Annotated in this window: 22 protein-coding genes; 15 read left to right on the plus strand and 7 right to left on the minus strand. The window is 62.2% G+C overall.

Annotation, left to right across the window (positions count from 1 at the left end; translation table 11 throughout):
- The first annotated feature begins 144 nt into the window (after positions 1 to 144).
- Together purM and purN are read left to right on the plus strand one after the other, a co-directional pair.
- Positions 145 to 1,218, plus strand: coding sequence for a phosphoribosylformylglycinamidine cyclo-ligase (gene purM / locus GGI60_RS09270; RefSeq protein WP_183934455.1), 1,074 nt, complete (start codon positions 145 to 147; stop codon positions 1,216 to 1,218).
- Positions 1,215 to 1,886 carry a phosphoribosylglycinamide formyltransferase gene (gene purN / locus GGI60_RS09275; protein ID WP_183915016.1) on the plus strand — a complete coding sequence of 224 codons (672 nt, stop codon included), beginning with the start codon at positions 1,215 to 1,217 and terminating at the stop codon, positions 1,884 to 1,886. Before purM ends, purN begins: the two co-directional genes overlap by 4 nt.
- Here purN and GGI60_RS09280 read toward each other — a convergent pair.
- The 3 genes from GGI60_RS09280 to GGI60_RS09290 all read right to left on the minus strand — a co-directional run bounded on the left by GGI60_RS09280 (position 1,883) and on the right by GGI60_RS09290 (position 5,973).
- The gene (locus tag GGI60_RS09280) at positions 1,883 to 3,052 is read right to left on the minus strand and encodes an alpha-D-ribose 1-methylphosphonate 5-triphosphate diphosphatase (protein WP_183915018.1); all 1,170 of its coding nucleotides are present in this window, start codon (positions 3,050 to 3,052) and stop codon (positions 1,883 to 1,885) included. The two genes, purN and GGI60_RS09280, sit on opposite strands and share 4 nt — an antisense overlap.
- A 129-nt stretch (positions 3,053 to 3,181) precedes the next feature.
- A complete protein-coding gene (locus GGI60_RS09285) occupies positions 3,182 to 3,772 on the minus strand; it encodes an NUDIX domain-containing protein (RefSeq protein ID WP_183915020.1) in 591 nt (196 codons plus the stop codon).
- The gene (locus GGI60_RS09290; protein ID WP_183915022.1) at positions 3,769 to 5,973 is read right to left on the minus strand and encodes a molybdopterin-dependent oxidoreductase; all 2,205 of its coding nucleotides are present in this window, start codon (positions 5,971 to 5,973) and stop codon (positions 3,769 to 3,771) included. The genes GGI60_RS09285 and GGI60_RS09290 overlap by 4 nt, the downstream gene beginning before the upstream one ends.
- A gap of 16 nt (positions 5,974 to 5,989) precedes the next feature.
- Here GGI60_RS09290 and GGI60_RS09295 point away from each other — a divergent pair, with 16 nt between their 5' ends.
- Both GGI60_RS09295 and GGI60_RS09300 read left to right on the plus strand, forming a co-directional pair.
- Positions 5,990 to 6,859 (plus strand): 23S rRNA (adenine(2030)-N(6))-methyltransferase RlmJ, encoded by an 870-nt coding sequence (locus GGI60_RS09295; RefSeq protein ID WP_183915024.1) that lies wholly within the window; start codon positions 5,990 to 5,992, stop codon positions 6,857 to 6,859.
- 56 nt (positions 6,860 to 6,915) lie between these two features.
- The gene (locus tag GGI60_RS09300; protein ID WP_183915026.1) at positions 6,916 to 7,512 is read left to right on the plus strand and encodes a glutathione S-transferase; all 597 of its coding nucleotides are present in this window, start codon (positions 6,916 to 6,918) and stop codon (positions 7,510 to 7,512) included.
- A gap of 84 nt (positions 7,513 to 7,596) precedes the next feature.
- Here GGI60_RS09300 and GGI60_RS09305 read toward each other — a convergent pair whose 3' ends face one another.
- Positions 7,597 to 8,232: an outer membrane protein gene (locus GGI60_RS09305; protein WP_183915028.1), complete on the minus strand. Its 636-nt coding sequence runs from the start codon at positions 8,230 to 8,232 to the stop codon at positions 7,597 to 7,599.
- A 364-nt stretch (positions 8,233 to 8,596) separates the two neighbouring features.
- On the opposite strand from GGI60_RS09305, the gene GGI60_RS09310 reads away from it, so the two are divergent.
- The 5 genes from GGI60_RS09310 (at position 8,597) to GGI60_RS09330 (ending at position 13,128) form a co-directional block, all read left to right on the plus strand.
- Entirely contained in the window at positions 8,597 to 9,364 is a 768-nt protein-coding gene (locus GGI60_RS09310) for an SDR family oxidoreductase (protein WP_183915030.1), read from the plus strand.
- Complete coding sequence (gene uvrC, locus GGI60_RS09315) at positions 9,361 to 11,400, plus strand: excinuclease ABC subunit UvrC (protein ID WP_183915032.1); 2,040 nt, start codon at positions 9,361 to 9,363, stop codon at positions 11,398 to 11,400. The genes GGI60_RS09310 and uvrC overlap by 4 nt, the downstream gene beginning before the upstream one ends.
- Positions 11,401 to 11,565: 165 nt before the next feature.
- Positions 11,566 to 12,156, plus strand: a complete 591-nt coding sequence (gene pgsA / locus GGI60_RS09320) for a CDP-diacylglycerol--glycerol-3-phosphate 3-phosphatidyltransferase (RefSeq protein WP_183915034.1) — start codon at positions 11,566 to 11,568, stop codon at positions 12,154 to 12,156.
- Entirely contained in the window at positions 12,153 to 12,407 is a 255-nt protein-coding gene (moaD, locus tag GGI60_RS09325) for a molybdopterin converting factor subunit 1 (protein ID WP_183915035.1), read from the plus strand. Before pgsA ends, moaD begins: the two co-directional genes overlap by 4 nt.
- 259 nt (positions 12,408 to 12,666) lie before the next feature.
- Complete coding sequence (locus GGI60_RS09330) at positions 12,667 to 13,128, plus strand: molybdenum cofactor biosynthesis protein MoaE (protein WP_183915036.1); 462 nt, start codon at positions 12,667 to 12,669, stop codon at positions 13,126 to 13,128.
- Between the two features lie 101 nt (positions 13,129 to 13,229).
- On the opposite strand, the gene GGI60_RS09335 is transcribed toward GGI60_RS09330, so the two are convergent.
- A complete protein-coding gene (locus GGI60_RS09335; RefSeq protein WP_183915037.1) occupies positions 13,230 to 14,126 on the minus strand; it encodes a branched-chain amino acid ABC transporter permease in 897 nt (298 codons plus the stop codon).
- 65 nt (positions 14,127 to 14,191) lie between these two features.
- On the opposite strand from GGI60_RS09335, the gene GGI60_RS09340 reads away from it, so the two are divergent.
- A complete protein-coding gene (locus tag GGI60_RS09340; RefSeq protein ID WP_183934456.1) occupies positions 14,192 to 14,737 on the plus strand; it encodes a CGNR zinc finger domain-containing protein in 546 nt (181 codons plus the stop codon).
- Positions 14,734 to 15,237: a hypothetical protein gene (locus GGI60_RS09345; RefSeq protein WP_183915038.1), complete on the plus strand. Its 504-nt coding sequence runs from the start codon at positions 14,734 to 14,736 to the stop codon at positions 15,235 to 15,237. The genes GGI60_RS09340 and GGI60_RS09345 overlap by 4 nt, the downstream gene beginning before the upstream one ends.
- An 83-nt stretch (positions 15,238 to 15,320) precedes the next feature.
- Here the strand turns inward: GGI60_RS09345 and ndk are convergent, their stop codons facing one another.
- Both ndk and GGI60_RS09355 read right to left on the minus strand, forming a co-directional pair.
- A complete protein-coding gene (gene ndk, locus GGI60_RS09350; RefSeq protein ID WP_004680549.1) occupies positions 15,321 to 15,743 on the minus strand; it encodes a nucleoside-diphosphate kinase in 423 nt (140 codons plus the stop codon).
- A gap of 81 nt (positions 15,744 to 15,824) precedes the next feature.
- The gene (locus GGI60_RS09355; protein ID WP_183915039.1) at positions 15,825 to 16,514 is read right to left on the minus strand and encodes a glutathione S-transferase family protein; all 690 of its coding nucleotides are present in this window, start codon (positions 16,512 to 16,514) and stop codon (positions 15,825 to 15,827) included.
- Positions 16,515 to 16,652: 138 nt separating this feature from the next.
- Between GGI60_RS09355 and GGI60_RS09360 the strand changes: the two genes are divergently transcribed.
- The 4 genes from GGI60_RS09360 to GGI60_RS09375 all read left to right on the plus strand — a co-directional run bounded on the left by GGI60_RS09360 (position 16,653) and on the right by GGI60_RS09375 (position 21,319).
- Positions 16,653 to 17,162: a DinB family protein gene (locus GGI60_RS09360; protein ID WP_183915040.1), complete on the plus strand. Its 510-nt coding sequence runs from the start codon at positions 16,653 to 16,655 to the stop codon at positions 17,160 to 17,162.
- A gap of 143 nt (positions 17,163 to 17,305) precedes the next feature.
- Positions 17,306 to 18,355 (plus strand): diguanylate cyclase, encoded by a 1,050-nt coding sequence (locus tag GGI60_RS09365; RefSeq protein ID WP_183915041.1) that lies wholly within the window; start codon positions 17,306 to 17,308, stop codon positions 18,353 to 18,355.
- Between the two features lie 109 nt (positions 18,356 to 18,464).
- A complete protein-coding gene (locus GGI60_RS09370; protein WP_183915042.1) occupies positions 18,465 to 20,348 on the plus strand; it encodes an ABC-F family ATP-binding cassette domain-containing protein in 1,884 nt (627 codons plus the stop codon).
- Between the two features lie 128 nt (positions 20,349 to 20,476).
- Positions 20,477 to 21,319, plus strand: coding sequence for a polysaccharide deacetylase family protein (locus tag GGI60_RS09375; RefSeq protein ID WP_183915044.1), 843 nt, complete (start codon positions 20,477 to 20,479; stop codon positions 21,317 to 21,319).
- Positions 21,320 to 21,326: the final 7 nt, after the last annotated feature.

Here is a 21,326-nt window from a genome sequence, read left to right on the forward strand (position 1 = left end):
GTAATTCCGGAAAATGCCGGCTGAAGACGCGGGAAATTGGGGGCTTTTCCCATGCAGCGCTTGCATAAACGGCCCTGTCATGCAATTGCGACCGGCAGATGACGCGGCGTGTCGGCCGCCTGAAAACAGCCATCGGAGACCAGCATGAGCCAGTCTGGGAAAAACGGCCTGACCTACAGCGATGCGGGCGTCGATATCGATGCCGGCAATCTCCTTGTCGAGAAGATCAAGCCGGCGGTACGCTCGACGCGCCGTCCCGGCGCCGACGGCGAGATCGGCGGCTTCGGCGGGCTCTTCGACCTCAAGGCCGCGGGCTTTACCGACCCGGTGCTCGTCGCCGCCAATGACGGCGTCGGCACCAAACTGAAGATCGCCACCGAAGCCGATTACCACGACACCGTCGGCATCGACCTCGTCGCCATGTGCGTCAACGATCTGGTGGTCCAGGGCGCCGAACCGCTGTTCTTCCTCGATTATTTCGCCACCGGCAAGCTCGACCCCGACCAGGGTGCTGCGATCGTCGGCGGCATTGCCGCCGGCTGCCGCGAGGCCGGCTGTGCGCTCATCGGCGGCGAGACGGCTGAAATGCCGGGCATGTATTCCTCCGGCGATTACGATCTTGCCGGCTTTGCCGTCGGCGCTGCCGAACGCGGCAAGCTGCTCCCTTCCGGTGACATCGCCGAGGGCGACGTGATCCTCGGCCTCGCCTCCTCCGGCATTCATTCCAACGGCTTCTCGCTGGTTCGCAAGATCGTGGAACTGTCCGGCCTCGGCTGGGACGCGCCGGCGCCGTTCGCCAAAGGTAAGAAGCTCGGCGAAGCCCTGCTCGAGCCGACCCGCATCTATGTAAAACCGCTGTTGAAGGCGATCCGCGAGACCGGTGCGCTGAAGGCGCTCGCCCATATCACCGGCGGCGGCTTCCCGGAGAATATTCCGCGCGTGCTGCCGAAGCACCTGTCGGCCGAGATCGACCTTGCGGCCGTCAAGGTACCGCCGGTGTTTTCGTGGCTCGCCAGGACGGGCGGCGTCGAAGCCAAGGAGATGCTGCGCACCTTCAACTGCGGCATCGGCATGATCGTCGTCGTCGCCGAGGAGAATGTCGCCGCAGTATCGGACGCGCTCAAGGCCGAAGGCGAAAAGGTCGTCACGCTCGGCAGCATGATTGCCCGCGCCGAAGGCGCTGCCGGCACGGTCTACAAGGGTACGCTTGCCATATGAGCACGCCGCGCAAACGCGTCGTCGTCTTCATATCGGGTGGCGGCTCCAACATGATGGCGCTGGTCGCGGCTGCGAAGGCCGCCGATTATCCGGCCGAGATCGTCGGCGTGATCTCCGACAAGGCGGAGGCCGGCGGGCTTGCCAAGGCAGCGGCCGAGGGCATCGCCACCTTCGCCTTTCCCCGCAAGGATTACGCCAGCAAGGATGCGCACGAGGCGGCGATCTTTTCGGCGCTCGACGAGCTCTCGCCCGACATCCTCTGCCTGGCCGGCTATATGCGGCTGCTGACGCCGACTTTCATCCAGCGTTATGAAGGCCGGATGCTCAACATCCACCCTTCCCTGCTGCCGCTCTTCCCCGGCCTGCACACCCATCAGCGCGCCATCGACGCCGGCATGCGCATTGCCGGCTGCACCGTACATTTCGTCACCGAAGGCATGGACGAGGGACCGGTGATCGGCCAGGCCGCCGTTCCGGTACTTTTCGGCGACACAGCCGAAAGCCTTGCCGCACGGGTGCTGACCGTCGAACACCAGATCTATCCGCAGGCGCTGCGGCTGTTTGCAGAAGGCCGCGTGACGATGCAAGGCGGCAAGGCGATCGGCGCCGAGGCTTCGGGCGTTGCGCCCAAAGCTCAGCTCATCTCACTGATCGGCGATCGCGCTTAAGCCGCCAGCACCCGCAACGGATGCAGCGTGCCGTCGCTGTAGACGAAGCGGCCGGCGCGGAAAGTGGCGCGGATGCGGTTGATGTCGCCCGGCTCGACCGCCACCAGATCGGCGCGCTGGCCGATGGCGATTTCGCCCCGGTCCAGGAGACCGGCGGAGCGGGCGGCGTTGCCGGTCGCCATGGCGACGGCGGCCGGCAGGCCGCCATCCACCGTGTCGGCGAGCTTGAAGATGCCGGGCACGAATGCGGCCGGGTGATAATCGGCAGCGATGACGCTGAGCAAGCCCGCCCTTCCGGCATCGAGAGCGCTGAGATTGCCCGACATCGACTGGCCGCGCAACGCGTTCGGCGCACCCATCAGCGTCCAGAGCCCTCGGCGGCGCGCCTCTTCGGCTGCCGGGGCGGTGACCGGAAACTCGCTGATGGTAACGCCGAGGTCGTGCATTTCGGCCACCTTCTCGACGCTGTCATCGTCATGCGAGGCAAGCGACAGCCTGTGCTTCAGCGATAGCGCGACGATCTCTCTCAGCTTGGCCTCGATGTCCGGGTTATTGCGCATGGCGATGCGCTTGGCGACGATCTCGGCGGCCATTTCCTCGGAGATGGCGCGGCGCTCGGAAATGCTGAGGATATAGCTTTGCAGATTGTTGTACTGTCCCTGCCCCGGCGTGTGGTCGGTCAGCGAAACCATGTCGATCTGGTCGGCATTCAGCAGGCGCTCGAGCGCAGGCGCTGCGCCAACATTGGTGATTTCATAGCGGGCGTGGACGCGGTGGTCGATCAGCAGATCGTCGCGCAGCCGGTTGATGCCCTCGATCACCGCCGACGTCGTCTCCAGCGAGCGGACATGGCCGTAGACGCTTTCGGTGGCGAAGGAGACAGCGGCAAAGGCCGTCGTCACACCGGCGGCGGCAAGTTTCTTGTCGAGCTCGTGGATGCCGAAATCGATCGGCATGGTCGCATTCGGCCGCGGCGCGATCTCGCGCTCGATCATGTCACCGTGCAGATCGACGAATCCCGGCATCAGCAGCCGTCCGCCGCCATCAATCGCAGCCGCCACCACCGGCTCCGGCCGGATTTCGGCGATAGCGCCATCCTCAACACGCACGGAACCTTCGCTCACCACCTGGTCGGGGAGAACGAGGGTGAAATTACTGAGCCACATAGGCCTTCTCCTGACCGATCCGAGATTGGCAAGCCCGCAGCGGATAGAACCGCTCCATGACATTCGTATGAAATCGTAAGCGCTATTATCTCAACCTGGAAAACGTCATGGGCTCAACCGCCTCATCCGCTATCGAATTTTGTGCCTGTTCAAGGCTGCCCACTGCAGCAGCACGATCGTCTTGGTGTCGAAGATCTCGCCGGTTTCGATCATCCGGGTTGCCTCGTCCAGCGGAATTTCAAGAACCTCGATATCCTCATGCTCCTCGGCCAGACCGCCGCCTTCCGCGATGCGGTCGGCGGTATCGATGAAAGAAACGAAGAAATGGACGACCTCGGCGATAGCGCCGGGCGAGGGATAGGATTTGAAAAGGAAGCGAGCCTCACGCAGGCGGTAGCCGGTCTCCTCCATCGCCTCGCGGCGGATCGCCTGTTCGGGATGGTCGTCGTCAAGAAGGCCGGCCGGCACCTCGATCATCCAGGCGGGATCGCCGTTGAGATGGACGGCGAGACGGAACTGGCGCACGAGGACGACGAGATCGCGTTTCGGATCATAGAGCAGGATGCAAGCGGCCGGCGTGCGGTGGTAGACCTCCCGCTTCAGCCGCTGGGTCGCGCCCTTGCGGTCGATATAGTCGAGCAGATAGCTGCTCAGCCGCGTCCATCCATTCGACAGGATTTCCTCGCCGACGATCTTCACCCGTGATTTCGGCTGCATCATACCGTGTCCTTGCGAAGCCAGACCTTGTTGTCGTGCACGGCCGCGCCGCCATAAGGCGCGACCGGATCGGCGCCGGTCAGGACATTGATCCCCTCGCCGTCGACATGCGCCTTGTTCGGCCAGAGGCCCTCGGCGATCAGCACACCCGGCCTGACCTCGGTGGTGATACGGGCGTGGATGCGCAGATCGCCGCGGCGGTTGCCAATGCGGACAAGGTCGCCATGCGCAATGCCGTTGGCCTCGGCATCAACAGGATTGATCATGACCTCGGGACGACCTTCCTTCTGACGCGACGTCCTGGTTTCGGAAAAGCTCGAATTGAGGAAGTTGCGGGCCGGCGACGTGGCCAAGCGGAAGGGATGCTCGGGATCGGCCACTTCGATGACATCGACCTGATCGGGGAAGACAGGAAGCTCCCCATGCGGGCCGAGCGCGCCGATCGCCGCCGGCGGCTTGTTCGGCGCCGGCTGGTTGATCCAGTCCGGCCGGAAGTGGAACTTGCCATCGGGATGGGCAAAACCGTTGAGGAAATGCGCCTCCTCGAAAGCCGGCTGACGATCGAACCATTTGTGTTCGAGGAAATAGTCGTAACCTGGCAGGCCACTCGATTCGAGCACGCGGTCGACCATCTCGCGGGCGGTGAAGCCGAAGCCGGGACGATCGGCGACGCCGAGGCGTTTTGCCAGTTCCTCGATGACGAAGAGATTGGTGCGCACGGTTGGCGGCGGCTCGACCAGCTTCGGCCCGAGCAGAATATGGTTCTGGCCGCCGGCCCGGTAGATATCGTCATGCTCGACGAACATCGTCGCCGGAATGACGATATCGGCGATCTCGGCCGTCTCGGTCATAAACTGCTCATGCACGGCGACGAACAGCTCGTCTCGGGCAAAGCCGCGTCTGACCAGGCGCTGCTCGGGCGCGATGTTGGCCGGATTGGTGTTCTGGATCAGCATTGCCGTTACCGGGCCGCGATGGCGCAGGGCCACCGGATCGCCGGTCAGCACGCGGCCGATCTGCGACTGATCGAGCATGCGGATATCGGCATCCTTCATCGAGCGGCCGGTCAGTTCCGCATTGTTCATGCGGAAGATATCGCTGTTCGAATGGAAGGCGCCGCCGCCCTCATATTGCCAGGAGCCGAGCACGGTGGCGACCGAGGCGGCCGCATGCATGGCGACCGCGCCATTGCGCTGGCGAGTGAAACCGTAGCCCAGGCGGAAAAAGGTCTTCTTCGTCGCGCCCACGAGGCGGGCGAAGGCCTCGATCTCCTCGGCCGAAAGGCCGGTGATATCGGCCGCCCATTGCGGCGTCCTGGTTTTCAGATGCGCTTCGAGACCTTCGGGATCATCGGCATATTTCGCCATATAATCTCGGTCGGCATAGCCGTCGCGGAAGGCGATATGCATGACGGCGCAGGCCAGTGCCGCGTCGGTGCCGGGCCTGACGATCAAGGCCATGTCGGCCTGCTTCATCGTCGGATTGTCGTAGATGTCGATGACGACGATCTTGGCGCCGCGCTCCTTGCGTGCCTTGATGGCGTGGGTCATCACGTTGACCTGGGTCGAAACCGCATTGGTGCCCCAGATGACGACGCAATTGGTGCGGCCCATCTCGCGCGGGTCGGGGCCGCGCAGCACGCCGGTCGCCATGGTGAAGCCGGTCCAGGCCGGATTGGTGCAGATCGACGAGAAGAAACCGGAATAGCGCTTGGCGTGGCGCAGACGGTCGATCGAATCGCGCTGCACCCAGCCCATGGTGCCAGCGTAGAAATAGGGCCAGATCGCCTCGCTTCCGTCACGTGCCTCGGCCTTGACGAAGGCTTCGGCAATCTCATCCAGCGCGTCGTCCCAGGAGATCTGCTGCCACTCCCCTGCCCCCTTGGCGCCGCTGCGGCGCAAGGGATGCATCAGCCGCTCGGGATGGTAAAGACGTTCGGCATAACGGGCGACCTTGGCGCAGATGACGCCCGCGGTGTAGGAATGATCATTGGCGCCGCGCACGCGGCCGATGCGGCCGTCCTCAGATAGTTCGACCTCCAGCGCGCAGGTGGAAGGACAATCGTGTGGACAGGCCGTGTGGCCCAGCCTGGTGTCCGACTTCGGGGATTTGGCGTCGATGGGGGTCGCAATGTTCATGGCATTTGTATATTCCAAGCCTGGAATGGCCAAAAGCCAGAAAAACTCCCCATGACGCGAATTCATACGGACATCAGCGAAAATGAACTACCGCCACATCTACCACGCGGGCAATTTTGCCGATGTGCTGAAACACGCCGTGCTGGCGCGGATGATCCGCTACATGCAGAAGAAGGAAGGCGGATTCCGCGTGCTCGACACGCATGCCGGCACAGGGCTCTACGACCTTTCCTCCGAGGAGGCGCAGAAAACCGGCGAATGGCTTGAGGGCATCGGCAGGCTGATGGAAGCCGACCTCGGACCGCAGGTTTCCGAGCTGCTGGAACCCTACCTCTCGGCAATTCGCGAACTCAATCCCGAGGGCGGCATCCGCTTTTATCCCGGATCGCCGAAACTGGCGCGCATGCTATTCCGGCCGCAGGACCGACTGTCGGCGATGGAGCTGCATCCCGAGGACTATGCCCGCTTGCACCGGCTGTTCGAAGGCGATCACCATGCCCGCATCACCGAACTCGACGGCTGGCTGGCGCTCGGTGCGCATCTGCCGCCGAAAGAAAAGCGCGGCATCGTACTCGTCGATCCGCCCTTCGAGGAAGAGGACGAATATCAGCGTCTGGCCAAGGGGCTGGAGAGGGCCTATCGGCGCTTTCCCGGCGGCACCTACTGCCTGTGGTATCCGCTGAAGAAAGGCGCCCCGATCAAGGAATTCCACGAGACGCTGCAGTCGCTCGACATTCCGAAAATGCTCTGCGCCGAACTGACCGTACGCAGCGATCGCGGCATAACGGGACTGACGGGCTCCGGCCTCGTTATCGTCAATCCGCCTTTCACGCTGAAGGACGAATTGCATCAGCTGCTGCCGGCGCTGAAAGACCATCTGGCGCAGGACCGTTTCGCTTCGCACCGCGCCTTCTGGCTGCGCGGCGAGAACAAGACGGCCGCGGGCGATTGACCCTGCAACCGGCTTCGGGGATAGTCCGCGCCATCCACAATCTCGTCAGGTGTCCCATGAAGCTCCTTTGTTCGCCCGCATCGCCCTATTCCAGCAAGGTGCGGATGGCCGCGCATTTCCTGGGTATCGAGTTGAACGCCATCCGAGTCGACACCAATACCGGGCCGGCGATCCTGGTGGACAACAATCCGCTCGGCAAAATTCCCACCCTTCTGACCAATGACGGCGCTTCGGTCTTCGACAGCGTGGCGATCATGCATTATCTCGACCGGCTGACGAAGGGCGGGCTCTATCCATCCAAGAAGAGCAAGCGCACCGATGCGGAAGTCCTCGAAGCGCTGTGCGACGGCGTTTGCGATTGCCTGCTCACGATCGTCTACGAGCGGCGCTTCCGCGACGAGGAAAAGGTCCATCAGCCCTGGATCGACCGGCAATGGAAGAAGGTGACGGCCGGGCTTGCCCATCTCAGCGCCAAGCCGCCGAAACTCGGAAAGAGGCTCAATGGCGGACATTTTGCACTCGCCGCCATGCTCGACTATCTCGACCTTCGATTCAAGGACCAATGGGAAGCCGATCATGGACCGTTGATCGACTGGCTGGCGCAATTCGAAAAGAAATTCCCGGCTCATAGCGAGCTCAAGGCCAGCGCCTGATCCGGCAGCCGATTTACGAAGGATCGTGCCAACAAAAAAAGCCGGGCGACGTGCCCGGCTTCCTCGTATTTCTGTCCAGTCGGCTTAGAACTTGACGCCGATACCGAGCTTGACGCTGTTCTCGTCGTAACCGCGCGAGAAGCTGCCGGAGTCGAGGTCGTAATCCTTGCTCTGGTAGTCGGTGTAGCGATATTCCAGGCGCGTCGTGATGTTGTTGGTCACGAAGGCTTCAACACCGGCGCCGACCGTGTAGCCGTAGTTCGTTTTGCTTTCGTCCGAGGTGCCATCGGAAACCTTGACATTGCCGAGGGCAAGACCGGCCGTGCCGTAGAGCAGGAAGGGGTTCATGTCGTAGCCGACGCGGCCACGGACGGAGCCGTTCCAGCCATACTTGTTCTTGACGCCGCCCGAGGAAACGTCGTCACCGCTGTAGCCGAGATCGGATTCAACGCCGTAAACGATCTGGCCTGCTTGCCAGTTATAGCCGGTGAAGACCTGGCCGCCGAAACCGTAGGTGTGACGGTCGGAGCCGAAGTCACCCATATTGTAGGTGCCGGCGCCGCCGAGGTAGAAGCCCTCCCAGTTGCCGGCCGGCTTGACCGGGGCGTCCTGGGCGACCGGTGCTTCCGGAACCTGATCGACGGCATCGGCCGCCTGAGCTGCCGAGATGCCCGCGATTGCAAAAGCAGAGGCCATGAGGCCAGCAATGAGTACACGCATACTTTTCTCCTTTCAGTCCCGCGCCGCTTTCATCTGTCTATCAGCGAAGCATTGGCGGGGAAATTGCCAGATGTCCCTTCCGGATCGAGGCTGAAATTGAAACTGAAATGCGGATTTGAAAGAGCCAAATTGTGATATCATTGTGGCGGCCGCATGGCTGAAATTCGATGTTGCTTAAGCGCAACATACACTTCATTAACCATACCAAAGTGTTAAACTTAAAATACTTATTTTAAGAAATCGCGTTCTTAAATAATACATAGAATATCAGGGCGACGAAGGCAGCCGCAGCGGCCTATTTATATAATCTCCCCGGCCACCTATATAGTCTGCCAACAGACTCGCGGGATCAGAAGGCAAGATCTTGAACCACAAAAGACTTCGCGCGGCCCTAATAACAGGGGCTGCCAAGAGAATAGGCCGGGCAATCGCCGAAGACCTTGCTGCACATGGCTTTTCCGTCGCCATCCATGCAAACGGCTCCCTCGGCGAAGCCGAAGAGCTGGCGGCGGAATTGCGGCGGAAGGCATATCAGGCGATCGCGCTCAAGACCGACCTTACCGATATCGGCGAAACTAGCGAACTGATAAAAAGAGCGTCGGAAGCACTCGGTCCGATCGACCTGCTGGTCAACAATGCCTCTATCTTCCGCCAGGATTCGGCTCGCGCGTTCGATGCGGAAGCATGGGCGCAGCATTTCGATATCCATGTGCGCGCGCCCTCGATTCTGGCCGCAGCCTTTGCCGAACAGTTGCCTGACGAAACGAACGGACTGATCGTCAACATCATCGACCAGCGCGTCTGGGCGCTCAATCCGGGCTTCTATTCCTATACGCTCTCGAAGGCGGCGCTGTGGACCGCGACGCAGACGATGGCACAGACCTTTGCGCCGAAGCTGCGAGTCAACGCCATCGGCCCCGGCCCGACGGTGCGCAGTGCGCGGCAATCGGAAGAGGACTTCCAGGCTCAGATAGACGGGCTTATCATGAAGGCAGGGCCGGGATTCGGCGAGTTCGGACAAACGATTCGCTTCCTCTTCGACACGCCCTCGATCACCGGCCAGATGATTGCCCTCGACGGCGGCCAGCACCTCGCCTGGCAGACGCCCGACGTGGCGGAGATTACGGAATGAACGGACGAAAGCTGCCGGATGGCGGCGTTCTCTACGACGATACGGATGAGAGCGAAGACGATCTCGAGGTGGAAGGCGAGGTTTCCGCTGCCCCCCTCGCGGCAGCGGTCGACTGGAACGCCGGCAGCCTCAACGAGACCGGACTCATCGGCGCAGAACTGATCGGCGAATTCGTCAAGCGGCTGCCGAACAGCCCCGGCGTATACCGCATGTTCAATGCCGAAGGCGACGTGCTCTATGTCGGCAAGGCGCGCAGCCTGAAGAAGCGCGTTGGCAATTACGCCGTCGGCCGCGTGCATTCCAACCGCATCGCCCAGATGGTGCGGCAGACGGCGAACATGGAATTCGTGACGACGCGCACGGAAACCGAAGCGCTGCTGCTGGAAGCGAATCTGATCAAGCGCTTGCGGCCGCGATTTAACGTGCTGCTGCGCGACGACAAGTCGTTTCCCTATATCCTGATTACCGGCGATCACCGGGCGCCGGCGATTTTCAAGCATCGCGGCGCCAGGGCGCGAAAGGGTGATTACTTCGGGCCGTTCGCTTCGGCCGGCGCGGTCGGGCGGACGATCAATTCGCTGCAGCGCGCCTTCCTGATCCGCACCTGCACCGACAGCGTCTTCGAAACGCGCACCCGCCCCTGCCTGCTCTACCAGATCAAGCGCTGCTCCGGGCCCTGCACGCACGAGGTCAGCGACGAGGGTTACGCCGAACTGGTGCAGGAGGCGAAGGACTTCCTGTCCGGCAAGAGCCAAAAGGTGAAATCGCACATGGCCGAAGCGATGAACCAGGCGGCTGATGATCTCGACTTCGAACGGGCGGCGATCTACCGCGATCGCCTGGCGGCGCTTTCACATGTGCAGAGCCACCAGGGCATCAATCCTGCTGGAGTCGAGGAGGCCGACGTTTTCGCCATTCATCACGAAGGCGGCGTCTCCTGCATCCAGGTGTTCTTCTTCCGCACCGGCCAGAACTGGGGCAACCGTGCCTATTTCCCGAAGGCCGATCCGCAGCTTTCCAGCGCCGAAGTGCTGGGTGCCTTTCTGGCGCAGTTCTATGACGACAAGCCGGTGCCGAAACAGATCATGCTGTCGGAGACGGTTGAGGAACTGGAGTTGCTCGCCGCAGCGCTCAGCGAAAAGGCTGGCCACAAGGTGTCGATCCTGGTGCCGCGGCGCGGCGAAAAACGCGATCTCGTCGACCATGTCGTCGGCAATGCACGCGAGGCGCATGGGCGAAAACTTGCCGAGACCGCGTCGCAGTCACGGCTGCTCGAAGGCTTCAAGGACACCTTCGGGCTCGCCTATGCGCCGCAGCGCATCGAGATCTACGACAACTCGCATATTATGGGCACCAATGCCGTCGGCGGCATGGTGGTGGCGGGGCCGGAAGGCTTCGTGAAGAACCAGTACCGCAAGTTCAACATCAAATCGACCGACATCACCCCGGGCGACGACTTCGGCATGATGCGCGAGGTGATGACGCGGCGGTTCTCGCGGCTGATCAAGGAGGAAGGCATTCCCGACCGGACGGCGCAGGCAGCTGCCGCCGACGCCGCCGACATGCCCTTCCCAGCTTGGCCCGACGTGATCCTGATCGACGGCGGCCAGGGGCAGATGACGGCGGTGCGCGCCATCCTAGCCGAGCTCGGCATCACCAACAGCGTCACGGCGATCGGCATCGCCAAGGGTGTCGACCGCGATGCCGGGCGCGAACGCTTCTTTCCGCCGGGGCGGGAGAGCTTCACGCTGCCGCCGCGCGATCCGGTGCTCTACTTCATCCAGCGCATGCGCGACGAGGCGCATCGCTTCGCGATCGGCTCGCACCGGGCGCGGCGCAAGAAGGAAATGGTCAAGAACCCGCTCGACGAGATCGGCGGCATCGGCCCGTCGCGCAAGCGGGCGCTGCTGCAGCATTTCGGGACGGCGAAAGCGGTTTCGCGCGCCGCTCTTTCCGACCTGATGGCGGTGGAGGGCATCTCGGAGGCCGTCGCCAGGCAAGTTTACAACCATTTTCACGACGACGCCGCGAAATAGCCGGGGGCCGTCGTAAATTCCACGCAAAGGCAGTGAAAAGACAGAAACAATGTTGACGGTCTGCGGGCAAAGCCGTCATCTACGGCATCGGCCTCGAAAATCGGAATCGATTTTCGTAAAGACGCGCGGCGCTATCGCGGCGCATCAGTTCAGAGAAACGATCCCATGGCATCGCGTGCGTACAGCCTTCCCAACCTTCTGACTTACGGCCGCATCCTCGCCGTGCCGTTGATCGTCCTCTGCTTCTTCATCGAAGGCAGATTGTCGATCAGCAATACGGCGCGCTGGGTGGCGCTGTGGATCTTCATCATCGCCTCTCTCACCGATTTCCTCGATGGTTACCTCGCCCGCATCTGGAACCAGACGTCGAATATCGGCCGCATGCTCGATCCGATCGCCGACAAGCTGCTGGTCGCCTCGATCCTTCTCCTGGTCGCGGCCGACCAGACCATCGCCGGCTGGTCGATCTGGGCGGCGATCACCATTCTCTGCCGCGAAATCCTGGTGTCCGGTCTGCGTGAATATCTGGCGGCGCTGAAGGTCAGCGTGCCGGTGACACGGATCGCCAAGTGGAAGACGACGCTGCAGCTCGTCGCCATCGCCTTCCTGCTCGCCGGCCCTGCCGGCGACGAGATTGTCCCCTATACGACCCAGACCGGCATCGCGCTGCTGTGGATCGCCGCATTGCTGACCATCTATACCGGCTATGATTATTTCCGCGCCGGGTTGAAACATATCGTGGATGACGAGGAATGACGCGACTTGTCTATTTCGCCTGGGTGCGCGAGCGCATCGGCAAGGGTGAGGAGGAGATCGACCTCCCCTCTTCCGTCGTCACCGTCGCCGATCTTCTGAATCATTTGAAGAGCCTGGGCGAAGAATATCAGGCCGCACTTCAATATCCCGAGGTGATCCGCGTGGCGCTCGACATGGAGCATGTCGAGCATGACGAACCGATCGCGGGGGCGCGTGAAATTGGAATATTTCCGCCGATGACGGGGGGGTGATTGCGGTGACGGCCGTGCCAGATCTCCCTCCTCTGCCCTGCCGGGCATCTCCCCGACAGGTGCGGAGATTGGCTGGGAGTGCCGGCTCGCCCAAACAATCAAAGTTTCAGCCCGGCGGAAAGGTAAAGGGGCAGGAAGGTCGTGCCACGTGTGATCTCTCCACCCGTGGGGGAGATGGCCGGCAGGCCAGAGGGGGGCTTCCGCGGCACAGCGTTTCCGCATTCTTTGCAGTTGCATCAAAGCAGCGGAGGATTTCGCTGTGACCATCACCCCCACCATCCGTGTCCAGCGCGAGGATTTCGACCTTCAGGCCGAGGTAGACCTGCTCTCCAAGGGCAAACCCGGCGTCGGCGCCGTCGTCACCTTTTCCGGCCTATGCCGCGATGACGGCGGCATGCTCGCCGCGCTCGAACTCGAACATTACCCCGGCATGGCCGAAGCCGAGATGAGCCGCATCGGCGCACTCGCCATCGCCCGTTTCGGGCTGCTCGGGCTGACCGCCATCCACCGCTACGGTAAGATCGCCGTGGGCGAGAATATCGTGCTCGTCGTCGCGGCCGCGCCGCACCGGCAGGCGGCGTTCGATGGCGCCAACTTCGTCATGGATTACCTGAAGACCGCGGCCCCTTTCTGGAAGAAGGAGCACGGCAAGGGCGGCGCCGTCGGCGACTGGGTCGCGGCAAAGGATGCCGACGATGCCGCACGCGACAAGTGGAAATAAATCAGCGCATTTCCTGATTATCCGAGCGAGGGAAATGCGCTGCTCTTCTTGTTTTACGCAATTCCGGACGCAAAACCGCTGCGCACTTTTGCTGGAATTGCTCAGAGCACCACACGCTCTCTGCGGCTCATGACCAGCAATAGGACGAGCAGCGAGAAGATGACGAGATCGCGCCAGACGAAGGGGCCGTAGGCGCCCCATAGGGTTTCGACGACGGCAAGCGCGGCAGCGCCTCCGGCCGAGCGCAGGGGATCGGAATAGCCGCCGACAGCGGCGATCAGCAGCACTTTCAATCCGAACATCAGGCCGGCGCCGAAATCCATCGAGCCGTAATAAAAGGTGGCGAGGATGCCGCAGATCGTGGCGACCAGGGCCGCCGCCGCATAGGCAACGAGGAAGACGCGGCTGGCGCTGGTGCCGCAGAGCTCGGCGGCCAGCGGATCGTCGGTGACGGCGCGCCAGATGCGGCCCCAGGCGGTGCGCCTGAGGATTAACGCACCCACCGCGACGATGGCCGCCATCAGCGCCGTGTCGATCAGCTGGATATAAGTGAGGGTCACCTTGAACGGGCCGTCGCGCCAGAAGACGACCGTGTCGTTCAGAAACGGCGGCAGCCAGATCGCCCTTGTATCGGCGGCGAGCCGGGCGGTTTCCATCAGCACGATCATGATGCCGAGGGCGGCGACGATCACCGTATTCGGCGACTTGCTGACCAGCGGCAGCATGATCGAACGGCCGATCCAGATGCCTGCCGCCAGTGAATAGATGATCGCGGCACAGGCCCCGAGGGCAAGGGCCGCCGGCAACACCAGCCAGAAACGGTTGAAAGCGAGCTCGGTGAAAAGCAGCAGGATCTGGCCGGAGAAAGCGAAAATCGCCCCATAGGTGATGTCGGCCCGCTTGGTGACGCCGAAGGCGACGGCATAACCGAAGGCGAGCGCGGCATAGAGGGCGGCAAGCGGAACCGCATTCGCCAGCTGCTGCAGAAGATAGGTCATTCCGGACACTCCGCGTCGCCAAAATTATAACTGGTAAAACTCATTTCGCCAGTTATAATTTCATGATGAGCTTTTCCTGGACCCCTCACCGCTTTGCCGGCGGCGCGCTGGCACTCGATGTCGCCAACAGCGTCGTTCTGCGCCACGATGCAGCACGGCGGATCGACCGCTTTGCCGTCAGCAATCAGATGCGCGACTTTCCGCAGGCTGCCGCCGAATTCTGCGCCGAGCGCGCTCTCTTCGGCAAGATCGTCCCGGTGGCTAGGGAAAACGAGGCGGATTTCATCGCGCTGCGGGAAGCGATCGACCGCTATTTCCGCGAGCGTATACTAACGGGCGGCGACGACCAATCGCTGGCGGCACTGCTGGAGGCGATGGCGAAGGTGCTGCGCGAAGCCAACCCCGGCAGCGTGGCGGCGGCGACCGCCCATTCGGTGCTGCGTCTGATCGCCATGCCCGATCCGGAGCGCATGAAGATCTGCGGCAATTGCGGCTGGCTGTTCATCGACCGCAGCAAGAACAGGAGCCGGGCCTGGTGCGACATGGCAGTCTGCGGCAACCGCGCCAAGGCGAACCGGCACTACCGCCGCAAGAAGGAGGAAATCCCATGAGGAAACATCTGATCGTCACGGCGGCGGCAATTGGCTTGGCGCTGTCCGCCTGCCAGCGCCAAGCGGAAAACCTGGTCGAGGTCACCGGCCATCTTTTCGTCTTCAACTATCGCGTGGCGAGCGCCACCTATCTGCTGACTCTGAAGAAGACGGGACCTATTCCGGACGGTTCGGTCATCATCGCCGAATTCGAAAATCCTCAAGGCGGCGACCCGCTGGTGCTGAACCAGAAAATCTACCCGATCGACGACAAGATCGCGCTACAGAGCGAAAATCTCCATTGCGTGCGCAAGGACCGCCCCTATTCGGTGAATGTCCGGCTGGTGGACAAGGACGGCAAGGTGCTGCAGCAATTGAAGACTGAGTTCCGCTCGGACCTCGACCAGACGGTGCTACCGAGCAAGCCGCTCGTCGTTGGTGCGCTTTATGAAAAGAACCCGGAGGTCTTCAAGCCGGACGGCACCGTCGATTTTTCGAACACCGATAAATGCCCAGAATAGAGTGACCATAGAAAAAGCCGGAGCGAGGCCCCGGCTTTTGAGAGTCAATTCAAGGCATTGCGAGGCAATGCCGAAGCGTGGCCTCAGCCGACGATTTCGGTGTCGGAGAACCAGTACTTGATTTCCTGGGCAGCCGTTTCCGGAGCGTCCGAGCCGTGAACGGAATTTTCGCCGATCGACAGCGCATGAACCTTGCGGATCGTGCCTTCATCAGCGTTTGCCGGGTTGGTCGCGCCCATGATCTCGCGGTTCTTCAGGATGGCGCCTTCGCCTTCCAGGACCTGAACGACGGTCGGGCCGGAGGTCATGCCTTCAACGAGTTCGCCGAAGAAGGGACGGTCCTTGTGAACGGCATAGAAGCCTTCGGCTTCGCGGCGGCTCATCCAGACGCGCTTGGAGGCGACGACGCGCAGGCCGGCATCTTCGAGCATCTTGGTGATGGCGCCCGTCAGGTTGCGCTTGGTTGCATCCGGCTTGATCATCGAGAAGGTGCGTTCAATCGCCATAGTCAAATCCTCTGTTTTCTCGGGAAAAGTGGGCGGTCTTTACCCGCCCCAACGCCCGAAAACAAGAGGTCGACGGCAATTTCACGCCGCTGTCACAGTCCGGCCGCGGCTTTCATGGAGATCGAGGCAGCGTTCGAACCAGGCCAGGACGGGATCGTCGACGGCCAGCATCGCTAGACCAACGCAGACACGCAGCCACTGCAGCGCGCCGAAGACGATATAGTCGGCAAAGAGCGGCGTCTCACCGCCGATGAAAGGCTGGAACTTCAGCATGTGCCGGAGCGGCTCCAGCTTGGCGCCGAAGGCGGGTTTCTCCGCCTCACTGTCGGCGGCAATGACTTCCATCGACTTGCCGAGACGAGCTTCGCGGCTTTGACGGAAATAGGCCTTATCTTCCTCGTCGAGGATCGCATGGATGTCGAGAAGGGCGATCCGCATGATCGACGGATGGACGATCATCTGCGAATAGCCCTCCACCATGCGCGACAGCGCCTTGCCGCCCTCGCCGTTGAAGAGCGACGGCCGCTCCGGATAGGCCTCCTCCAGATAGAGAGCGATGGCGAAACTGTCGGGGATCAGCCTGCCGTTGTCATCGAGGACGGGCAAGGTCGGCGAGACACCGCCGCCGATTTCGCGGATTCGGGCGTATGTGGTCGGAATTTCTTCGAAATCGAGCCCCTTATGCGCCAGCGCCATCACCGCCTTCCAGCAATGGGGCGAAAAGAAGCGCCGCTCATCGGCGCCGCAGAGGGAGTAGAGGGCTCTGGTCATGACAGTCCTTTCGAGATCGAAACTCTGTGCATTCGACGACAGAAAGCGCCTGCGATCAAATCAGGAAATTTCATGGCGTCATCACTGCGATTTCGGCGGAAGCAAGCTAGATTGCCCTTCCCATGACAGGAGGAACGCATGCTCAGGCAATACAGGATGTTCGCCGCGTATAATCGCTGGGCCAATGCCAAGGTCTATGCGGCGGCGGCCGAACTCAGCGATCCGGAATTCCGCAGCGACCGCGGCGCCTTCTTCGGCTCGCTGCATCGAACCCTCAACCACCTGCTCGTTGCCGACCGGATATGGATGAAACGCTTCACCGGCACCGGCGAGGCGCCGACGAGCCTCGATGCCGTGCTCTTCGAGGAGTTCGATGCGCTTGCCGCTGCGCGTAAGGCAGAGGACGAGCGGATCATTGCCTGGACGGGCACGCTGGACGAAACAAGCCTTGCTGCCAACTTCACCTACTCGACGGTGACCCAACCGATCGTGATGACCCAGCCGCTGTGGACCGCGCTTTCGCATCTCTTCAACCACCAGACCCACCATCGCGGCCAGTGCCACATGACGCTGACGGCGCTCGGCAAGCCGAGCCTCGGGCTCGACCTCATCTATTTCCTGCGCAGCGAGGGCCGCGAGTGGATGTGAGCGTTTCCGCATCAACAGGGCATTAACCGCCTTTACCGGTTGCGCCTGGAATCCAGCACTTCCCATCCAGAAATTCAGCCTCTCTTAAAAGCTTGCGGGGCATAGCGGAATGACGGAAAAGGCCGGGGCCGCGAGGGATCATCATGCCGAATGCAAGCGCAAACGCACTGGTGCCGCGCGAAGCGGTGCGCCCTGGACCTATCGCGGACATCCAGAAAATCGCCCAGCACATGGCGCGTCTCAACATCGCCGGGCTACCGCGCAATTACGAACTCTTCCATGAGGCGATCGTCGGGCTCAATGGAGGCCTCGCACAGGATATCGCCGCACTTGGACCTCACCCCCAACAAGCAATGCTTGACGAGCTCGGGTTGAAATACCGCCTCGTCGGCCATTGCGGGCTGGCGGGCGAGACCTCGCGGTCCGAGGCGAGCCGTTTGCTGCGCGAGGTGGCGGAGAGGCTTGCCGAAGGGTTGCGGCACCGGGACGCCTTCGCGCGCGCCTGCGACACGATCCTAAAATCCGTCTCCAGTCATGAAGACCAGAGCCTTGCCGCCTTCATCGGCGAGCTCGACTACCTCTCGGCCTCGCTGATGAGCGTGTCCGCTGCGGAGATGCAAATCGGTGCCAGGCTGGCGGATGACATCAAGAGGCTGGAAACGCTCGAGCGCGGCATTTCGGCGATGCAGGCGGCCGCCGTCGCCGACAGGATCACCGGACTTCCCAATCGCATCGCGCTCAACCGCGTGATCGCCGACCTCTACGAGCGCGAAGAGGGTGCTGCCGGCAGTGCGCTTGTCATGGTCGATGTCGACAATTTCACCGATCTCAATGAGAGATATGGCACGCCGGCAGGCAACAAGCTCTTGAAGAAGCTCGCCGGCCTCTTCCAAAAGTCGGTCAAGAAGAACGACTTCGTCGTCCGCACCGAGGCGGACGAATTCGCCTTGCTGTTTTCCAATGTCGGCATGCAGGATGCGATGGCGATTGCCGAGCGCCTGCGCGCCTCCGTCGAAGACAATCTGGTCTTTGCGACCTCAGACAAGGGCGACAGCGGCAGGCTGACCATCTCGGTCGGCGTGGCGCTCAGCACGGACGCGGCAACACCGGGGCAGTTGCAGGCCAATGCCCGCGTTGCCCTCCTCGCCGCTCAATCGAACCCTCGCCAGCCGGTGCAGGCCTTCGGCCGCTGAGGCGGATTCGATCTCTTGCGGCGGATGAGAGCCTTGCCGGGCCGGCAAGCAAGCTGACCGGCGCCAAGTGCTCTTGCCTTGGCAAGCGCTTTCGGCCAAAACGCCGGCCATGATCACGCTCACCGAAATTTCCGCCCGCATAGCCGGGCGCCTGCTTCTCGACAATGCCAGCCTGTCGCTGCCTTCGGGCACCAAGGCCGGCCTCGTCGGCCGCAACGGCGCCGGCAAGTCCACGCTGTTTCGCGTCATTACCGGCGATCTCGGCTCAGAGACCGGATCGGTGTCGATCCCGAAGGCTGCGCGCATCGGCCAGGTGGCCCAGGAAGCGCCGGGAACCGAGCAGCCCCTGATCGAGATCGTGCTTGCCGCAGACAAAGAGCGCGCGGCCCTGCTTGCCGAAGCGGAAACGGCGAGCGATCCGCACCGCATCGCCGAAATCCAGATGCGCCTCGTCGATATCGATGCGCATTCGGCCGAGGCGCGCGCGGCGAGCATCCTCGCCGGCCTCGGCTTCGACAGGGAAGCGCAGGCCCGGCCCGCCTCCTCCTTCTCGGGCGGCTGGCGCATGCGCGTGGCGCTCGCCGCCGTGCTGTTTGCCGAGCCGGACCTGCTTCTGCTCGACGAGCCGACCAACTATCTCGATCTCGAGGGCACTATGTGGCTGGAGGATTATATTCGCCGCTATCCCCATACGGTCATCATCATCAGCCACGACCGCGACCTCTTGAACAATGCGGTCAATTCCATCGTCCATCTCGACCAGAAGAAGCTCACCTTCTATCGCGGCAATTACGACCAGTTCGAGCGGCAGAAAGCGGAAGCCGACGAACTGCAGACGAAGGCCAAGGCCAAGAACGAGGCAGCGCGCAAACATCTGCAGAGCTTCATCGATCGCTTCAAGGCCAAGGCCTCCAAGGCCCGGCAGGCGCAGTCGCGCGTCAAGGCGCTCGAGCGCATGGGCACTGTTGCGGCTGTTATCGAGGACCACGTACAGCCGATCACCTTTCCCGAGCCCGAGAAGCAGCCGGCCTCGCCGATCGTCGCGGTCCAGGGCGGCGCCGTCGGCTACCAGCCGGGCAAGCCGATCCTGAAGAACCTCAATCTGCGCATCGACAATGACGACCGCATCGCCCTTCTGGGTTCGAACGGCAACGGCAAATCTACCTTCGCGAAATTCATCTCCGGCAGGCTTGCCCCGGAGAGTGGCGAAGTGAAGCTTGCGCCCTCCCTGAAGATCGGCTTTTTCGCGCAGCACCAGCTCGACGACCTCATCCCCGAGCAGTCGGCGGTGGAGCATGTGCGACGGCTGATGCCTGGCGACTCGGAGGCCAAAGTGCGCGCCCGTGTCGCCCAAATGGGACTCGCGACCGAGAAGATGGCGACCGCCGCCAAGGATCTTTCCGGCGGCGAAAAAGCCCGCCTGCTGATGGGCCTTGCCGCCTTCCATGCGCCGAATCTGCTCATTCTCGACGAACCGACCAACCATCTCGACATCGACAGCCGGCGCGCACTGATCGAGGCGCTGAACGACTACGAAGGCGCCGTCATCCTGATCTCGCACGACCGTCACCTGATCGAGGCGACGGTCGACCGGCTGTGGCTGGTCAACGGCGGCACGGTCACCGCCTTCGAAGGCGATATGGACGAATATCGTGACCTGATCGTCGCCTCGGGCAAAAAAAAAGAAGAAAAGCCGCAGCCGGCTGACGATGCGACCTCCAAGGCCGATCAACGCAAGCTCAATGCGGAAAGGCGCGCTTCGCTGACGCCACTGAAGAAAAAGATCAACGAAATCGAATCGTTGACGGCGAAGCTGGAGAAACAGATTCAGGCGCTTGACGCGGAACTTGCAAATCCCGCTCTCTACGAGAAGACGCCCGCCAAGGCGGCCGAAAAGGCAAAGCAGCGCGGCGAGGCCGCGGCAAAACTCGCTGCTGCCGAGGAAGAATGGCTGATGCTGTCGTCGGAATACGAAGAAGCGAGGGCGGGATAGCCACAGTCCTGGTGGAAAGCGCGGCGAAGTGGCGCGCATCAAGACAATTGCCGGCGATCTCAACCGATCGTTAACCATAATTCGAAAGGTTGTCTCAACATTCATTACCGATTTGTTGAGCCCTTTCCATGCATCGCTTTTCCGTCCTGGCCTGCATCGCCCTTACGGCCGCCCTCTCCGCCTGCAGCACGACCAGACAACCCCCCGACACATCGATCAAGACCTCCTCGGTGATCGCGCCCGAGGAGCGCAAACTCGCCTATGCCGACGACGAAGCGGCGCCGCGCATGACCGGCTGGCACCATCTGGCCGGACGGACGCTGGAAGTCTCCTCGCTCGCCGATCTCAAGCTGCAGGATAAGGAAGTGATCCTCAGCTTCGACGACGGCCCGATCCCCGGCCGGACCGACAAGGTGCTGGCGATCCTCGACCAGTTCGGCGTCAAGGGCGCATTCATGATGGTCGGCGCGATGGCGGAGATGCACCCGGCGCTCGCCCGCAAGGTGGCGATGGACGGCAATACGATCGGCAGCCATACCTATGACCATGCCGACCTCAGCTCGCTGAGTTTCGATGCGGCGATGGCGGAGGTGATAAAGGGCCAGCTGGCGGTGACCAAGGCGACGGGAAGCGACGTCTCCTTCTTCCGCTTCCCCTATCTCTCCGAGAGCCACAGGCTGCGTGCCGCGATCGCCATGCGCGACATGGTGGTCATGGATGTCGACATCGACAGCAAGGACTATTTCGCCACGACGCCGGCCTCCGTCACGCAGCGGACCATGGACCAGTTGCACAAGCGCGGCCGCGGCATCATTCTCATGCATGACATCCATAAGCGCACGGCGAAGATGCTGCCGACCCTGCTTTCGAAACTCGAAGCCGAAGGCTACAAGGTTGTGACGCTGAAGTTCAAGAAGACGCAGGCCCCGACCAATCTCGTCGCTTCGGCCGATTTCGTGATGACCCGCTAACGCGGGT

Origin of the sequence: Rhizobium lentis (assembly GCF_014200175.1) — a bacterium.
Classification (GTDB): domain Bacteria; phylum Pseudomonadota; class Alphaproteobacteria; order Rhizobiales; family Rhizobiaceae; genus Rhizobium; species Rhizobium mulingense.

Coding starts and splice junctions, on each gene's coding strand:
- purM (WP_183934455.1), top strand. CDS start 145: ATGAGCCAGTCTGGGAAAAACGGCCTGACCTACAGCGATGCGGGCGTC.
- purN (WP_183915016.1), top strand. CDS start 1,215: ATGAGCACGCCGCGCAAACGCGTCGTCGTCTTCATATCGGGTGGCGGC.
- GGI60_RS09280 (WP_183915018.1), bottom strand. CDS start 3,052: ATGTGGCTCAGTAATTTCACCCTCGTTCTCCCCGACCAGGTGGTGAGC.
- GGI60_RS09285 (WP_183915020.1), bottom strand. CDS start 3,772: ATGATGCAGCCGAAATCACGGGTGAAGATCGTCGGCGAGGAAATCCTG.
- GGI60_RS09290 (WP_183915022.1), bottom strand. CDS start 5,973: ATGAATTCGCGTCATGGGGAGTTTTTCTGGCTTTTGGCCATTCCAGGC.
- GGI60_RS09295 (WP_183915024.1), top strand. CDS start 5,990: ATGAACTACCGCCACATCTACCACGCGGGCAATTTTGCCGATGTGCTG.
- GGI60_RS09300 (WP_183915026.1), top strand. CDS start 6,916: ATGAAGCTCCTTTGTTCGCCCGCATCGCCCTATTCCAGCAAGGTGCGG.
- GGI60_RS09305 (WP_183915028.1), bottom strand. CDS start 8,232: ATGCGTGTACTCATTGCTGGCCTCATGGCCTCTGCTTTTGCAATCGCG.
- uvrC (WP_183915032.1), top strand. CDS start 9,361: ATGAACGGACGAAAGCTGCCGGATGGCGGCGTTCTCTACGACGATACG.
- pgsA (WP_183915034.1), top strand. CDS start 11,566: ATGGCATCGCGTGCGTACAGCCTTCCCAACCTTCTGACTTACGGCCGC.
- moaD (WP_183915035.1), top strand. CDS start 12,153: ATGACGCGACTTGTCTATTTCGCCTGGGTGCGCGAGCGCATCGGCAAG.
- GGI60_RS09335 (WP_183915037.1), bottom strand. CDS start 14,126: ATGACCTATCTTCTGCAGCAGCTGGCGAATGCGGTTCCGCTTGCCGCC.
- GGI60_RS09340 (WP_183934456.1), top strand. CDS start 14,192: ATGAGCTTTTCCTGGACCCCTCACCGCTTTGCCGGCGGCGCGCTGGCA.
- GGI60_RS09345 (WP_183915038.1), top strand. CDS start 14,734: ATGAGGAAACATCTGATCGTCACGGCGGCGGCAATTGGCTTGGCGCTG.
- ndk (WP_004680549.1), bottom strand. CDS start 15,743: ATGGCGATTGAACGCACCTTCTCGATGATCAAGCCGGATGCAACCAAG.
- GGI60_RS09355 (WP_183915039.1), bottom strand. CDS start 16,514: ATGACCAGAGCCCTCTACTCCCTCTGCGGCGCCGATGAGCGGCGCTTC.
- GGI60_RS09360 (WP_183915040.1), top strand. CDS start 16,653: ATGCTCAGGCAATACAGGATGTTCGCCGCGTATAATCGCTGGGCCAAT.
- GGI60_RS09365 (WP_183915041.1), top strand. CDS start 17,306: ATGCCGAATGCAAGCGCAAACGCACTGGTGCCGCGCGAAGCGGTGCGC.
- GGI60_RS09370 (WP_183915042.1), top strand. CDS start 18,465: ATGATCACGCTCACCGAAATTTCCGCCCGCATAGCCGGGCGCCTGCTT.
- GGI60_RS09375 (WP_183915044.1), top strand. CDS start 20,477: ATGCATCGCTTTTCCGTCCTGGCCTGCATCGCCCTTACGGCCGCCCTC.